General features: G+C 53.3%; 11 protein-coding genes. 6 read left to right on the top strand and 5 right to left on the bottom strand.

Annotated features, from left to right (window positions below; genetic code table 11):
• Positions 1-25 precede the first annotated feature (25 nt).
• Both P40081_RS02005 and P40081_RS02000 read left to right on the top strand, forming a co-directional pair.
• Positions 26-1129 carry a glycosyltransferase family 4 protein gene (locus P40081_RS02005; RefSeq protein ID WP_042132961.1) on the top strand — a complete coding sequence of 368 codons (1104 nt, stop codon included), beginning with the start codon at positions 26-28 and terminating at the stop codon, positions 1127-1129.
• Positions 1130-1369: 240 nt separating this feature from the next.
• Positions 1370-1696 carry a P-II family nitrogen regulator gene (locus P40081_RS02000; RefSeq protein ID WP_039300108.1) on the top strand — a complete coding sequence of 109 codons (327 nt, stop codon included), beginning with the start codon at positions 1370-1372 and terminating at the stop codon, positions 1694-1696.
• A gap of 135 nt (positions 1697-1831) precedes the next feature.
• On the opposite strand, the gene P40081_RS01995 is transcribed toward P40081_RS02000, so the two are convergent.
• A complete protein-coding gene (locus P40081_RS01995) occupies positions 1832-3073 on the bottom strand; it encodes a DUF445 domain-containing protein (protein WP_042132959.1) in 1242 nt (413 codons plus the stop codon).
• A gap of 312 nt (positions 3074-3385) precedes the next feature.
• Here P40081_RS01995 and P40081_RS01990 point away from each other — a divergent pair, with 312 nt between their 5' ends.
• Positions 3386-4249 carry a Cof-type HAD-IIB family hydrolase gene (locus P40081_RS01990; protein WP_042132957.1) on the top strand — a complete coding sequence of 288 codons (864 nt, stop codon included), beginning with the start codon at positions 3386-3388 and terminating at the stop codon, positions 4247-4249.
• A gap of 323 nt (positions 4250-4572) precedes the next feature.
• On the opposite strand, the gene P40081_RS37175 is transcribed toward P40081_RS01990, so the two are convergent.
• Positions 4573-4740, bottom strand: a complete 168-nt coding sequence (locus tag P40081_RS37175) for an aspartyl-phosphate phosphatase Spo0E family protein (protein WP_076243512.1) — start codon at positions 4738-4740, stop codon at positions 4573-4575.
• 161 nt (positions 4741-4901) lie between these two features.
• On the opposite strand from P40081_RS37175, the gene P40081_RS01985 reads away from it, so the two are divergent.
• Both P40081_RS01985 and P40081_RS01980 read left to right on the top strand, forming a co-directional pair.
• Complete coding sequence (locus P40081_RS01985; protein ID WP_042132955.1) at positions 4902-5357, top strand: Imm30 family immunity protein; 456 nt, start codon at positions 4902-4904, stop codon at positions 5355-5357.
• A gap of 483 nt (positions 5358-5840) precedes the next feature.
• Complete coding sequence (locus P40081_RS01980) at positions 5841-8177, top strand: UvrD-helicase domain-containing protein (RefSeq protein WP_042132954.1); 2337 nt, start codon at positions 5841-5843, stop codon at positions 8175-8177.
• An 87-nt stretch (positions 8178-8264) separates the two neighbouring features.
• Here the strand turns inward: P40081_RS01980 and P40081_RS01975 are convergent, their stop codons facing one another.
• Together P40081_RS01975 and P40081_RS01970 are read right to left on the bottom strand one after the other, a co-directional pair.
• A complete protein-coding gene (locus P40081_RS01975; protein ID WP_042132952.1) occupies positions 8265-9593 on the bottom strand; it encodes a 6-phospho-beta-glucosidase in 1329 nt (442 codons plus the stop codon).
• Entirely contained in the window at positions 9590-10570 is a 981-nt protein-coding gene (locus P40081_RS01970; protein WP_042132951.1) for a BadF/BadG/BcrA/BcrD ATPase family protein, read from the bottom strand. The genes P40081_RS01975 and P40081_RS01970 overlap by 4 nt, the downstream gene beginning before the upstream one ends.
• Positions 10571-10856: 286 nt before the next feature.
• Here P40081_RS01970 and P40081_RS01965 point away from each other — a divergent pair, with 286 nt between their 5' ends.
• Positions 10857-11573, top strand: a complete 717-nt coding sequence (locus P40081_RS01965; RefSeq protein ID WP_042132950.1) for a GntR family transcriptional regulator — start codon at positions 10857-10859, stop codon at positions 11571-11573.
• 84 nt (positions 11574-11657) lie between these two features.
• On the opposite strand, the gene P40081_RS01960 is transcribed toward P40081_RS01965, so the two are convergent.
• Entirely contained in the window at positions 11658-14201 is a 2544-nt protein-coding gene (locus P40081_RS01960) for a hypothetical protein (RefSeq protein WP_156118513.1), read from the bottom strand.
• Positions 14202-14206: the final 5 nt, after the last annotated feature.

Genomic DNA, 14206 nt, shown 5'->3' with positions numbered 1-14206 from the left:
CATGCGGCGGGAGGAGGCATTCACTATGCGTATCTGCATCATTGCACCCGAACAGTTCCCGGTTCCAGGGGATGGCTCTGTAGAGATCTGCATCTGGAATATTGCCCGGCGGCTTGCCCGAAGGCACAAGGTAACTATAGTGAGCCGGAGATCGCCTGGACTCCCGGACATTGACGAAATAGAGCAGGTCAGGTTCATCCGCCTTCCTTCCGGCACCCCTGCCCGGTACCGCAGTTCGGTTCTCGGATATCTGGAGGCGGCAGAAGCCTTTGAACTGATTCAGATCGATAACCGGCCGCTGCTGCTGGCCGCTGTCAAACGGCGGCACCCCGGCACTCCGGTGCTGCTGTTCCTGCATTCCCTGACCTTCGTGCCGCTGGAATCCAGAATCGCCCGCAGCCTCGCCCTGGCGGACGCTGTCGCGGCTAACAGCCGCTCCCTGCAGCAGCGGCTCGTGCGGCGGTTCCCCGGTATCCCGGGCAAGCTCCGCGTTGTTCCGCTGGGAGCGGACCTGTCCCGCTTCGTCCCCGTGCCGGCGCAGGAGAAGGCACGACTGCGCGCGCTGTACGGCCTGGCCCCCGGCTTCACCGTCTTGTTCGTGGGCCGGGTAATCCCGCGCAAGGGAGTGCCTGTGCTGATCCGGGCCATGCACCGGCTGAACAGGAATATGCCCGCCCGGCTAGTGATCGCCGGAGACGGCAAGCCGGCTTATCTCCGGCAGCTTAAGGTACTCGCGCGCCGGCTGGGTGTGCGCGTGTCTTTCCTGGGGAATATCCCGCATGAGGATATTCACAGCCTGTATCAGGCCGCAGACTGCTTCATCTGTCCTTCCCAGCGGCATGAATCCTTCGGCCTCGTGAATGTAGAGGCCATGGCCACGGGACTTCCGGTGATCGCCTCGCGAAACGGCGGAATCCGGGAGATTATTGATTCCGGCCATAACGGATATCTAGTGGGGAGATACCGGGACCCTGCTCCTTTCGCCAAGCGAATGCTGATGATCGGCCGCAATCCTGTGCTCGCGGCAAGGATCGGAATGCAGGGGCGGAGCGATGCGCTGCAGATGTTCGAATGGCAGCATACTGTAGAGCTGCTGGAGAATCTCTACCTGAAGCTGGTACCGCAATAACCGGAGGAGACGGGTCCGTGCACCTCCTCCGGGATGCGATACAGCAGCCCCTTTGACGCTCCCCGGCAATGCGACATTGTGTCATACGAATTTTGTGATCCTTCTCGCAGGATACGGCTGCAGTTAATATTATACTCATATTGTAAGCGTTGCCATTAAGCAAATGCACTGCACAGTAAGCCAACAAGACATTGGCAACCCCCTACAACACAATATTCGCTGTAGAAAGGGTGCATCGTTATGTTAATGATCAAAGCTATAGTACGGCCGGAGAAAGCGGATGAGGTCATGGCTGAATTACTGCTTGCCGGCTTCCCCTCCATCAGCAAAATGGACCTGCTCGGACGCGGTAAGCAAAAGGGAATCCAGGTCGGAACCAACCATTACAATCAAATTTCCAAGAAGCTTCTGATGATCGTAATTCAGGATGATGAGAAGGATGACGTCATCAGCATTATTATGCGCACAGCAAGAACCGGTGAGCATGGCTCATTCGGCGACGGCAAAATTTTTGTCCTGCCCGTACAGGAGGTCTTCACCATCAGCAACGGTAAAAACCAGCTCTAAACTTCCCGGTCTTCCTTATGACCCGCTTTCCTGTAGCGCATATGAAAGAGGCAGCCAAACGTTCCGCCAGTCTCCGTCTTCACGGACGGTCCGGGAACGCCTTGCTGCCTCTGCCTGTTCTTGCTCATGCTACTGTCAGATCATCTGGATAACTGTAAGCACCAGCCCTACAACAAAACCGCACACAGCTCCATTAACGCGAATCCACTGCAGATCCTTGCCCACCTTCTCCTCCAGCATGTTCACGAGCGAGGCGTCATCCATTTGATCAAGGTTCTCCTTGACCAGCTGGCCGATCCGGTAATGATTCGATTCCACGAAGGCGATCAGCGTGCCGCGGATCCGCTCCTCGGAAGCCTGAATCCATTCCTGCTCCTTGCCGATCCGCCGGACCAGCATAGCATACAGCCAGAACAGCTTGCGGCCGCCGCGTACCCGGTCTTCCTCAAGCAGCGCAACCGCCTTAACGCGCAGTCCTTCCAGCTGCTGCTGCACGAAAGCCGTAGCAGCCTCCCCTTGCAGCTCATTCAGCGCCCAATCCTTCAGCGAGGAGATCCGCTCCTCATTGCTCAACAGCTGGAACAGAGCGACACGGATCTCCCGGATGACCTCCTCACGGTACGGGCTGTCCTCTTCCTTGAAATCACGGATAGTGGACTGCACCATGCCCTGCAGCATTTCACCCAGCATATCGGCATCAACGAATCCGACAAAAGCCTGAAAAGCCATCCCCTTCAGCCCGCCAAGCTTCACCTCAGCCAGCTTCTCGCTGGCGATCTTGCCCAGCATCGCACGGGTTTCCGGACGCCCGCTCCAGGAGGAGATCCCTTCCAGCGCATAATCAAGAGCGGCAATATCCTTGCCGTCATTCATCAGGCTGGTAGCGATTTTATCGGCGGCAACGCCAAGCTCAGCTTCACGCAGATAGCCTGCTGCTGCAGATTGAAGATACGGAACCGCCTGCTCTACCGGAAGCCGCAGTACGAATTCTTTAATCTGCTCCAGCATTTCCGTTCTTGCTTTCTTTCTGGAGAAGAACCGTGTCAGCATGCCGGCGCCCAGAGAGATGATGTTGATTTTGCGCAGCTTGTTCTCAATGCTCTCCTTGTTCAGCAGTTCATTCTCCATCGCGGAGATTAGAGACTGTATAAGCTTATCCCGGTTCTTCAGCAGCAGCGAAGTATGCGGAATTCTAAGCCCCAGAGGATGGCGGAACAACGCGGTCACTGCAAACCAGTCGGCAATCCCTCCGACAAGACCGGCCTCGAAGCCCCCTCTCAGCAGAATAACAGCCAGGTTCTCCGGCAGAAATAAGGTGAACAGGAAACCGCATGCCATGATGGCAAGAGATATGGTAGCTAAATTTCTGGATTTCATGTGTTTATTATCCCCCTTACATAACGACCCCAAGCCATCTTTTGCCCGAAAAAATTGCTTTGCAGACAACAGCAGACATTCCCGTTACAAGATTGCAGGTCTACATTCAATTGTACCACGAGAAGACTCTTTTCTGAAAATCCGGCAAGAAACGCAGCTTAAATATACGTACCCCGGACTATATATGGATGAAAATGTGATTTTTAAATTTCAGGGAAATAATGATAAGATACAGAAAGATAAGTTATCGCGTGAAATTCAGAGCCCTTGAAGGGGCACCTACAACTATAGATGGAATAGGAGAACTGCAACATGCTAATTGCACTGGATATGGACGGAACACTGCTGAACGAGGATGGTGAGATAAGCAGGGAGAACAAGGAAGCCATACTGCACGCACAGCGCCTGGGGCATACCGTGATCATAGCCACCGGACGTTCTTACATGGATGCGGAGCGTCAGCTGCGGCTGGCAGATCTGGAGTGTCCTGTAGTGAGTCTGAACGGCGCTGTTGTCACACTGCCTGACGGAACGCTGGCCGCGAGTACACCGCTGAACAAGGAGGATATCATCCCCGCGCTGCGCTGGATGAACGAGATTCCTGAATTGTACTATGAGGTATACACAGAGGATAACGTATATGTAGAGCTTGATAAGCGGGTACGGCTGGAGAAGCTGTCGGCACTGAAGGAAGATGAGGTTCCCGAAGAGGTAGGCTGGCTGCTTAAGGCGATGATCGACCAGCAGTTTCAGCAGGCGGCTGTAACCTATGTGGAGAGCATGGAGGACATCTGGAGCAAAGAGGAGAATCTGATCTACAAGACACTCGCCTTCTCGCTGAACCGTGAACTGCTGAAGGAAGCCTCTACACGGTTCGCTGCGATTCCCGGGCTGATTATTACGGCATCGCATGTCAACAATATTGAAATTAATCATAAAGATGCTAATAAAGGCAACGGCGTGAAGCTGATGGCGGAGCATTACGGCATCCCGGCAGCGCAAATCGCAGTTATGGGTGACAGCTATAATGATCTGCCGATGTTCGAGATCGCCGGCTACCGGATTGCAATGGAGAATGCCGCACCCATCCTCAAGGAAACCGCCGATTTCATTACGCTAAGCAACTCGGAGCATGGTGTTGCTGCGGGTCTGCGGCATCTTTTGGATAAGCAGTAACTCTGGCTTCATAGCACAAGTGGAAACGGCTTTGCCGTCCTTTTGTAAGGACGGTACTGTTTCAGCGAGAAATAGAAGGATAAATTATCGTGTGAAACATATAAATTCTTATATTTCAAAGAAAAAACAGCCCTCACAGGAAGGCTGCTCTTCTTCAGCGGCGGCCGGCTCCAGAGCGGTGAAGAAAGCAGACAGATATTGCACCCAGGTTTAATGCGAGAAATATGATGACAGTTAACCGCTGGGCGGTAGTCAAAGCCAACAGAACGGGAATAAACACGACATCCCTCCAAATCTCACCTTTTATTTGTGAATCTATCCAATCAGCTAATCCTTTGCGGATAGCTATACTGATTAAGCAAATGATCCAGGGCAACCGATTGTTCAACTACTTTGGGATGTGTCAAAATACCGTATCTCTGCTGCGTCTGGTACAACTTCTGTCTGGCTTTCTCTACCTGCAGCAAAAATGTACGATCATTGGTCTGCATGACACTTCCTCCTTTGTTCAATATATTAATCTCAGCTGTCAAAAATTGGACCTTAAGATAAATGGCGTGAACTATTCTTACATAACCCGCCGCAAGCTGTACTCTGCCCGGCATAAACACCTGGCAGCTTCAGCTGCAAGGTGAATTAGGAGGAATCTCAGATGAACCTGTACCCGGGGATTGCCCGGCTATATGAGAACCGGCTGCTGCGTACCGAGCTGGAATGTGAGCAATTTGATCTTGCGCTGGAAGGCCTGGCTGGTGATACGGAGGATGCCGTGATTCATCAGATCTTCAAGGTATTCGATGATGATACGGAACAGGAGGAGGTCATGTTCAGCCTCGTCCATTTCGTGGAGAGCGTTCAAATGGAGATGTACCTGACCCAGCTGCTCGAGTCACTGCCGGACATGATGGAGCATGCACGCAACTGGGCCATTGTGCTGAATACAAGAATCCTGAATGACGATAATTACCGCAAAGATTACGCAGAGATCGCCGCTCTCATGCCGGTGAAGGTCAAGAGATGCCTGGCTTTTCTGCTGGAGGAAATTAAGGAAGACAATCCCCGGCTGTTCGAGCGCAAGGCTAATTACATTCTCGCTAAACTGAAGTAACTAATCTATCCATACTTCGCAGCCCCGCTAGCAGAATGCCCAAAGGTATTGCCGGACCCTCCTGAAGAATATCCAGAATCACATGTCTTGGTTCCAGTCCCTTAAACCCTTGATGGGCTGGTTCTGCCTATTATCCCGCTCCTCTTATTCACTAGACTTCCATGCAGGGGAACGGGCAAAATGGTATATTGTATACTGGTCAAAATGTTGTACATATTGCAACTTGGATTCATAGATACCAGGAAATTCAAAGAATTGTTGCATGAAATACAGCAATTGTCTGGATTATCCGCTTAAATGAGGTGGAACGCTGCATTTTATACAATAATTTTGGGATTAGGCGGGATTTAAAGAGGGAAATGTTGTATTTCGTGCAGGATTTAGAGCTGGTGCAGTGATAGTTTACGCCTGAAAGTTCCCCAACGGTAAACCCGCAGCATAACTTGCACATAAGCTTATATAGAACAAACGAAGGTGAATCTAATGAACAAGCTTTTATTTCATAATATACCGCTGGGCGCTACCGGCGAGAAAATCCCCCAGGCGAAGGTTGCCTCCGCCCGGACGAGCAGGGAGACCGTGAAGCCCGGAGACAGCGACGCGGCTTACTTCCGCAGGCTGGAGGAAGGCGGCATTCTGCTCAATCCTCCGCAAATCTCAGCGGTGCGGCATCATCTCGGTCCGCTGCTGACGCTGGCGGGAGCGGGCTCCGGCAAAACCTCGGTGCTGATCTGCAGAACCGGGTATTTGCTGTCTGTGCGCGGCATCGCCCCGGGCCGGCTGCTGCTGCTCACGTTCTCCAGCAAGGCAGCGGCAGAGATGCGCGAGCGGATTGCACTGCTGCCGGGTGTGGATGCGGGCGATGCCGCCCGCCTGCAGGCCCGCACGTTCCACTCGTTCTTCCTTTATTTCCTGCGCCGGCAGGGACTGCGGCAGGATATATTCCATGAAACCCGGCGCCAGCACATTCTGCTGAAGCAGATCATGCGTCAGCTCGGGCTGCCGAAGGATGCCTATCCTCCAGAGAATCTGCTCACCCTGCTCTCCTCCTGCAAGATGAATATGGGCTTGCCCGAGGATATGCCGGAAACGACGGAAGCGGAGAAGGAAATGAAGGCCATTCTCGCCTTGTACGAGCAGTGGAAGACCGATAATTTCAAAATTGATTTCGACGACGTGCTGCTGATCGCTTACCGGATGCTCCGGGAGCAGCCGGCACTTCTGCTGGAGCTGCAGCAGAAATACCAATATGTAATGGTCGACGAATTCCAGGATACAAATGCGCTGCAATATGAGCTGGTCAAAATGATCGCCCATCCGCAGGACAACCTGATGGTGGTCGGAGACGATGATCAGACCATCTATTCCTTCAACGGGGCGCGCAGCGAGTTCATCCTGGAGTTCGAGAAGCTGTATCCCAATGCCAAGGTGATCACCCTTGATATCAATTACCGCTCCGGACCGGCCATTATCGGGCTCGGGAACGGGATTATCCGCCATAATTCGCGGCGCCGGGCCAAGACGCTGCAAGCTGCCAAAAGCAGCGGCAATCCGCCCCGCTATCTGCGTCCGCAAACGGCGGATGAAGAAGCCGAGCAGATTGTAGAGCATATCGAGCGTGAGATCGGCAGCGGAGCAAGAGAATACCGCGATTACGCCCTGTTATACCGCGCCACCAGCAGTAACCGGGCAATCCTGGAGCTGCTGCTGATGCGCGATATCCCTTATGTCGACTACGGCGAAGGCCAGCTGCTCTACGAGCATTGGCTGATCTCCCCTGTGCTGGATCATCTGCGCCTGTCTGTTAACCGCCGGAACTTCGCCGCGATGGAGAATATTCTGCCGACCCTCTACATGAGCCGGGAAAAAGGGATGGAGCATATCCGCCGCATGGAGGCCGTGCAGGCGAAGCAGGGCCCGCTGATTCACCTCCTGTCCATGCCGGGCATGGAGGATTTCAAAGGTACCAAGCTGCGCGAGCGGTTGGATCTGATCCGCGGGCTGAGCGGGCTGACACCGGTGCAGGCCATCCGCCAGATCCGCACTGTTTTCTATGACTATTTCATAGAAGCCAATGAGCGGCATCAGGCTACCCTGCACCGGGAGACGCTTAAGGAAATGCTCGATGAGCTGGAGGCATCCGCAGAGCGGTTCGGCACGATTCCGCTGTTCCTCGAATTCATAGATAATGTAACCGAGCGCAACGAGCAGAGCCGCCAGCCGGGGCTTAAAGAGCAAGGCAACCGGATTGCCCTGATGACTATCCATAAATCCAAAGGACTGGAGTTCCCCGTTGTCTTCCTTATCGGGGCTTCCGAGGGCATTCTGCCGCATAGCTCCGCACTGGAGGAGGGCCGGCTGAAGGACCGCAAGCCGGCGAAGGCAAGCGTTACTGTGGTCGGCAGTGCTGCCGCCAGAGCCGCAGCCGAGGCAGGAATAGCTGCACTCGAAGAGGAACGCAGACTCGCCTATGTAGCCGTTACCCGGGCCCGCGAGGAGCTGTTCATCAGCTCGCCCGCAAGGCACCGGGGCAAGAAGGCAGAGGTCTCGCGCTTCATGCTCTCCGCCTTCCGCACTGCGGCACCGCCTCAGGCAACTGCACCGGCCGCCGGAAACAGAAGCACTATAGTGCGCAGCAGCTATTCGTCCGGGTCCTCCGCAGCCAGAATGCATACAGTTCCCGTCTGGAGCTGTTCCGGCAAGTCCTGCCCGGGCTGGACCCGGATGAAGGCGGGCGGAGCCGAGGATCACCTTGTCTCGAAGCCCTGTCCGCTCTGCAAATCCGCCATGCAAAAGAGCACCCGGGAAGTCCCTGTATAACGGGACGCACGGCCTCCTGTACACAACCATCAGCCCCATTCAGCAGCTAACCGGCGCTGAATGGGGCTGATGGTGTTATTCCCGGGTTTATCTTGCCCGCACCTGGAATTGGGGCAGATAATCGGCATTCTGCTCAAGAATATCGGCCAGAACCTCCTTGGCGATCCGCTCGTCTCCTACCAGCGGGTGGATCGTCAGCGCCTGCAGCGCAGAGGCATAATCCCCTTTAACCGCTGCTTCAATCGTCAGCTCTTCATAAGCCTTCACCACCTGCAGCAGACCTCTGATCTGGGGAGGAAGCGGCTTGCTCGGGGCAAGCGCATGCGGCCCGTCCGATTTGATAACACAGTTGATCTCAATGGAGACATCGCCCGGAAGATCAGGGATTATCCCCTGATTACGCACATTGACCGTCTGAATGTCGCCGGTATCATTATAGATGGACTTCATCAATTGAACAGCCGCTTCCGAATAGTAGGCACCGCCGCGTTTCTCCAATTGAGCCGGCTTACTGTTCACTTCTGGCTGCTTATAAATCTCGAACAGCTCGGCTTCTACTTCTTTTACCTCATCGGCACGGGTCTTTCCGGTCTCTTGATAATGCCCGGAGATCTCCCGGTACATCTCTTCCTTCATATAATAATAACGGTGGTAGGGGCAAGGAAGTGCTCCCACGGACTGAATGAATTCGGAATCCCACTCCAGATCGGGTATATTGGCCATCGAAGGCCCTTTGGCTCCGGACAGCTTGTTCAGGAAATCCTCCGTCACGTCCTCTCCTTCAATCAGCACCCGGGTCGTCCAGTTGAGGTGATTGATCCCGACAATCTCAATGAACATATCCGATTGCGGAACCCCGTAGAGCTCAGCGATCTGCATCTTCGTGCTTATCGGGAGATTGCACAGCCCGACAGATTTGACAGTGGAATGCTTCGAGACAGCTTCCGTAATAATACCGGCCGGGTTGGTGAAGTTGATCATGAACGCACCCGGGGCCAGTTCCTCAATATCCCGGCAAATGTCCAGAATTACCGGAATGGTGCGAAGCGCTTTGGCGAATCCGCCCGCTCCTGTTGTCTCCTGGCCGATTAAATGATGGGCCAGCGGTATCTTCTCATCTCTTGAGCGGGCATCAAGCATGCCCACACGGATCTGCGTAGCGACAAAATCCGCACCGCGAATCGCTTCGCGCCGGTCCAGCGTCGTATGAAGCTTGATAGGTTTGCCGCTTGCATCAATCATACGCTGTGCCAGTTCGCCTATGATTCTCAGCTTGTCCGCTCCGGCCTCGATATCTGCCAGATACAGCTCAGCAACCGGGAATTCATCATAATACCGGATCAGGCCCTCTACAAGCTCCGGTGTATAGGAGGAACCTCCTCCGATTACTGCGATTTTCAAGTGGTTCTTCTTCATTTGCGATTCCCTCCGTCTCTCTTGAAATTCTCTATTATTGCCGGGGTTACGGGCAGGCCAAGCCGGTCCATTGCAAGCATCACCGCACCGAATACAGGCGGCAGCTCCGGGATTACAAGTGTGCAAAGGGGATGCTCCGCCTTCGCCTCTTGAAGCAGCGCATCCAGCAGCAACGGGTTTCTGCCGGATTGAAGGATACTCCCGGTAAGGATGACCGGTACCGCTTCCTCTTCAAAGCCGCCCAGTTTGCGGATCACAGCCGATGCAGAAATCCCCAGCTCTCTGCCCATATCTGCAAGCAGCTGGCGGGAGAGCCAGTCGCCTGAGTCTGCCGATTCGTGAACAATCAGCGACAGCTCCAGCGGCGCCGCAGTGATCTCATCATCGAGATACCGGTTCAGCATCTCCCCGAAGCTTGTAAACCCAAGCCTCAGAGGTATCCGCTCGACCAGATCACTGTAGGGTTCCCTGCCTTCCCAGCAGCGCACCGCCCTGCCGAGTGCCTGTGCAGCGAGATAAAAGCCGCCGGCCCGGTCACCGAACAAAGTGTCAAATCCGCCTACCTGCACCGTTTGCCCGAGCCGGTTGCGGCCCGCCGCGTTCGTATTGCTTCCACAGACAAGCACCACTCCCGTGTTATCCCGGCTCCCGACACGGAGTCCCTCCAGCGTATCGCAGACCATATTCCAGCTCCGCAAGTCCAATTGCCTGCTGATTTCCGGAGAAAGCCTGTCCATATCAATACTGCGATCAGCACCCGCAAGACCGAACTGTACAAAATCCAGCTGATCCATGGCAATTCCTGCCTGCGCAAGCGCGCCAAACAGCGCTCCGCGAATATTGAGCACAGCCGCCTGGACTCCAATGATTTGATGGTTGCCGCAGCCTGTCACTGCGGATCCCAGCACTTTGCCGTAATGATCAGCTATAATGGCAATGGTTTTGCTCCCGCCGCCGTCTACACCCGCGAAGTACATAGCTTTCACTCCTGATTGGTATATTGAGATTATTTATAGTAACATTTTTATATATTGTTCCTACAAATATATTTCCTTTTTCATGCGTCCGTATAATCAGAGAATTCCCTTACAGAAAAAAACAATAGATAAATCTCTTTACCTGGCATAGGGTGAACAAAGATCGAATTCCACTTTTAGGAATTACATATTCCCGGAAACCCCGAATTCTTCTCTTTTCTATTAGGTTTCTCCTGCCCTTTTTCCGTGATATAATATAACAAATTGGCATCGGAGGAAACTTGTAATGACAAAGAGAACAAATAACACATTATATTTCAATATTAAAGAACAACTGCTCAAACAGATTCAATCCGGGTTCTATGCCGTCGGAGAGAAACTCCCCACCGAAGCCGCATTATGCGAGATGTTCTCCGCCAGCCGGACTACAATCCGCCTCGCGCTCAGCGAGCTTGAGGTTCAGGATATTCTTGAGCGGCATCAGGGCAAGGGCACCTTCGTCAAACGCAAGGAGCTCCAGCTTAACCAGAAACGCAGCTTCACAGAAGATGTGCTGATGAGCGGCAAAGAGCCGACCAGTAAAATCATCGAAGCCAAAGTGATGCCTGCGGAAATACCGCTTAATGAATTCCTTAATATCTCGGTGAAAGCTCCCGTGAACCAGCTTTTGCGGATCCGCTACGCGGATAATGAACCCCTTCTATATGAAACTACTTATATTGCCTGGGATCTTGCCCCGGGGCTCATCAATGAGTATAAAGACGGATCACTCTTCTCCTTCCTGGAGTCAGAGTACAGCCTGAAGGCTTACCGCTCTGTGGAGCAGTTGAAGCCTGTACTGGCGGACAAGCTGGCCAGCAGATTGCTTGGCGTCAAAGAAGGCTCCCCTTGTCTGCAAGTAAGAACTTTTACGTATCTGGCCGACGGCTCCCCGCTGGAATACAGCTTCGGCGTATTCCGGGGTGATTTCCCCAGCTATACTATCGAGAGGCAGTTTGGATAACAGAAGGTTAGAACAAAATTAGAGCAGAGAGCATGCGGAGCACCCCTCATGGGTGCTCCATTGCTTTTAATTCATTAAGCTCCGCTACTCTTTGATGATTTCAAAATAACGCCCCAGCCAGTATGGCAATGTAAAAACCGACCCCGCTTCAATGCTGCCTGAACGGTAGTTATACCCGGGATTGGCGCCTGTTGTCTGGCTGTCATTCTCAAACGGATTCGAATTATGCTTAATGATGCGCCGCTCATCCGGTGCAAGTGCGTAGTTCGTCTGCTTGTAATCGTCGCGGTCACCCGGTTCAATATAGAGCACATCCTGACGGTCCCATTGCACCGGGAATTCAATCTGGAATTCAGGGAAACGGTACAGGAACCGGACAGCAGATTGCAGATCGACATCGGTTTTATCCGGATGCGCAAGCTGGTAGAGGAAGGTGTAGAACGGATTCTCCTCCCGTACCTCATTGGAATACCACTGATCATAGGCTGCTACAATCTGTGCATGTCTGCCTGCATCCTGCTCAAGGGTGACAAGCACGAATACCGGGAACCAGCCCAGCTCTTCATCCGAGTAATTGATATACTGGGTCCAGTCATTATGAATCGTCGCATTGGTATTCGTGCCATCCCCTGCATTCTCCATGGTTACGGCCTGGTTATCGTTCTCGCTGTAAGCGTTGGTAGCCTGACGCACAAGTCTCCGCTCAATATAATCAAGTGCCATATCCATATAGCCCTGACCGTTGATATACGGTTCCTCCTTGCTGTAGCTGCCGGCAAAAGCCTGCTCATAGGCCAGCTCATATTTCGCCGAATCGGCCGGATAGCTCTCTGCGACAATATAGCTCGCCGACTTCAGCGCAGCCATGACCTGCAGTGCGTTGAGCGGACCGTCTTCGTAGCCGTAGGACAGCGCATCGTCTCCGTTCTCGTCAACCCCAATCTTGGACTGCCACTGTACTTGCTGTTCCATAACGCCAAGGCTGTCGTTGAAATATTTGGCGAACCATCTGGACCACTGTGTTGATTTGCCGGTAGCATCCTCAATGTAATAATGGTCATCCTTCAAGATCAGCTCTGTCATGCGGTGCGTTGTTTCTTCAATGAGGGATTTCAGCTCAAGAAGTTCAGGATCGGTGCTGTCACCGACCAGATATTTATAAGCTGTGTAGAACATGGCGTAGTGCCCATCCACTTCATCTGCGGAGGTATCTGCCTTATACACAATCTGATTCATGTCGATATGGCCGTCCACAATGGCGCTATCCGGGAACAAATCATTGAAGAAATCCGGAATCTGCTCATAGACGGGAGCCGTCAGCTGAAACAGCGGCTTATTATTTTCACCCGTTGTTTTGTCTTCCTTCGCATCATTATTGTTAGTGGCGGCCGTAATGACAGGCAGCACCTGATATACCGCACCTGTTGCGGTAGTTCCTACCCGTGTCTTAATATCAATTCCCAGCTTCTGTCCTTCTGGACGTGTCAGGTTGAGCTCATCAATCGCAGCTTGACTAAGCCCAAGTCCGTTGTAGTTGAGCACATCCGTGCCTCCGCTTGGGAACAGCGTGGAGCCTTTTTTGTTCTCTGCGTCCTTGGTTACCCTAACCATGGAATAGCCAATCGGCTCTGTCCCGTCGTTACGCTGCATGCTTGGAATAATCCCATTGGGGTTAATCATGTCCGGCCCGACGAAGTTCTGGAACCAGAACCCGTTCGTAGACTGGTAGCCATACACTGAGTTGCCCACTGTAGCCGCAGTGGCTTCGCTGGTCAGCATATAGGAACGTGCCGGGAACCCGTTTCCGCGTCCGGATACATAATCAAGCAGCAGCACAGCCTTGGTTGCTCTAAGCGCTGCCGCTCTGGCATCGGCGATTTCTGCCTGCTCTCCAGAGGCCGGACTGGTCCCGTACTGCTCCTGTAGCGTTTTATAGCGGAATACCTCACCCATTGCATACATCGCGGTCCATAAGCCATCATTATCGCTGGTGGTAGGCGTTGATGTGAACAGTCCGGTCGCAGAGTTGTAATTGACCGCGTCCAACGTGCCGTCTGTCTCCGTAAAGTTAAATCCTGCGCCATGAACCATGCCGCGCCGGTCAAGAATTGATTCCACGAGATCCTCATAGATAAATGATTTGTCATGCAGCGTCTTCTCCGGCATCGCGATGTGAGTGACACCGCTTGCCGTCCGGACCCAGATGCCGCTCTCCCCGTCACTGGCAAGACCTGTCACATGATCGTCGCCGCCATACAGATACCTTGGTCCAGCCATATACTGAACGATATCCTTAGTGTCGCTTGCGGTGAAGTCAACCCGCTGCAGGCCGGTCTCCGTTCCAATCCAGTAGACGCCCCCGTCCAGAACAACACTGGTTACATCGCCGATCACCGACAGCGGCAGAAATTTGAGTGCAGCAGTATCGGTAACCCATTCGATGCCACCCGGGATGGACACCGATCCGGTTTTGTAATAGGTCATTTCTTTGGTCTGCACGGCTTCCAGCTGAACAGGAGAGTAGCTCGCACCAGGCAGCTTGTCTGCGAATACAGGTGCCGCCGGCAGGACAGACAACGTCAAGGCAAGCAGGGCACCCGTAATCTTCAGGCCATTCTTCTTCATCATGTACA

Source organism: Paenibacillus sp. FSL P4-0081 (assembly GCF_000758565.1).
Taxonomy (GTDB): domain Bacteria; phylum Bacillota; class Bacilli; order Paenibacillales; family Paenibacillaceae; genus Paenibacillus_AQ; species Paenibacillus_AQ phytohabitans.
The sequence above is the reverse complement of the archived record's forward strand: the minus strand, read 5'-3'. Positions and strand labels throughout refer to the sequence as shown.

What these genes read in the sequence shown, in the direction of transcription:
- P40081_RS01980 (WP_042132954.1), top strand. Translation starts at nt 5,841, where the DNA reads ATGAACAAGCTTTTATTTCATAATATACCGCTGGGCGCTACCGGCGAG.
- P40081_RS01965 (WP_042132950.1), top strand. Translation starts at nt 10,857, where the DNA reads ATGACAAAGAGAACAAATAACACATTATATTTCAATATTAAAGAACAA.
- P40081_RS01975 (WP_042132952.1), bottom strand. Translation starts at nt 9,593, where the DNA reads ATGAAGAAGAACCACTTGAAAATCGCAGTAATCGGAGGAGGTTCCTCC.
- P40081_RS37175 (WP_076243512.1), bottom strand. Translation starts at nt 4,740, where the DNA reads ATGCAGACCAATGATCGTACATTTTTGCTGCAGGTAGAGAAAGCCAGA.
- P40081_RS01990 (WP_042132957.1), top strand. Translation starts at nt 3,386, where the DNA reads ATGCTAATTGCACTGGATATGGACGGAACACTGCTGAACGAGGATGGT.
- P40081_RS01985 (WP_042132955.1), top strand. Translation starts at nt 4,902, where the DNA reads ATGAACCTGTACCCGGGGATTGCCCGGCTATATGAGAACCGGCTGCTG.
- P40081_RS01960 (WP_156118513.1), bottom strand. Translation starts at nt 14,201, where the DNA reads ATGATGAAGAAGAATGGCCTGAAGATTACGGGTGCCCTGCTTGCCTTG.
- P40081_RS01970 (WP_042132951.1), bottom strand. Translation starts at nt 10,570, where the DNA reads ATGTACTTCGCGGGTGTAGACGGCGGCGGGAGCAAAACCATTGCCATT.
- P40081_RS02005 (WP_042132961.1), top strand. Translation starts at nt 26, where the DNA reads ATGCGTATCTGCATCATTGCACCCGAACAGTTCCCGGTTCCAGGGGAT.
- P40081_RS02000 (WP_039300108.1), top strand. Translation starts at nt 1,370, where the DNA reads ATGTTAATGATCAAAGCTATAGTACGGCCGGAGAAAGCGGATGAGGTC.
- P40081_RS01995 (WP_042132959.1), bottom strand. Translation starts at nt 3,073, where the DNA reads ATGAAATCCAGAAATTTAGCTACCATATCTCTTGCCATCATGGCATGC.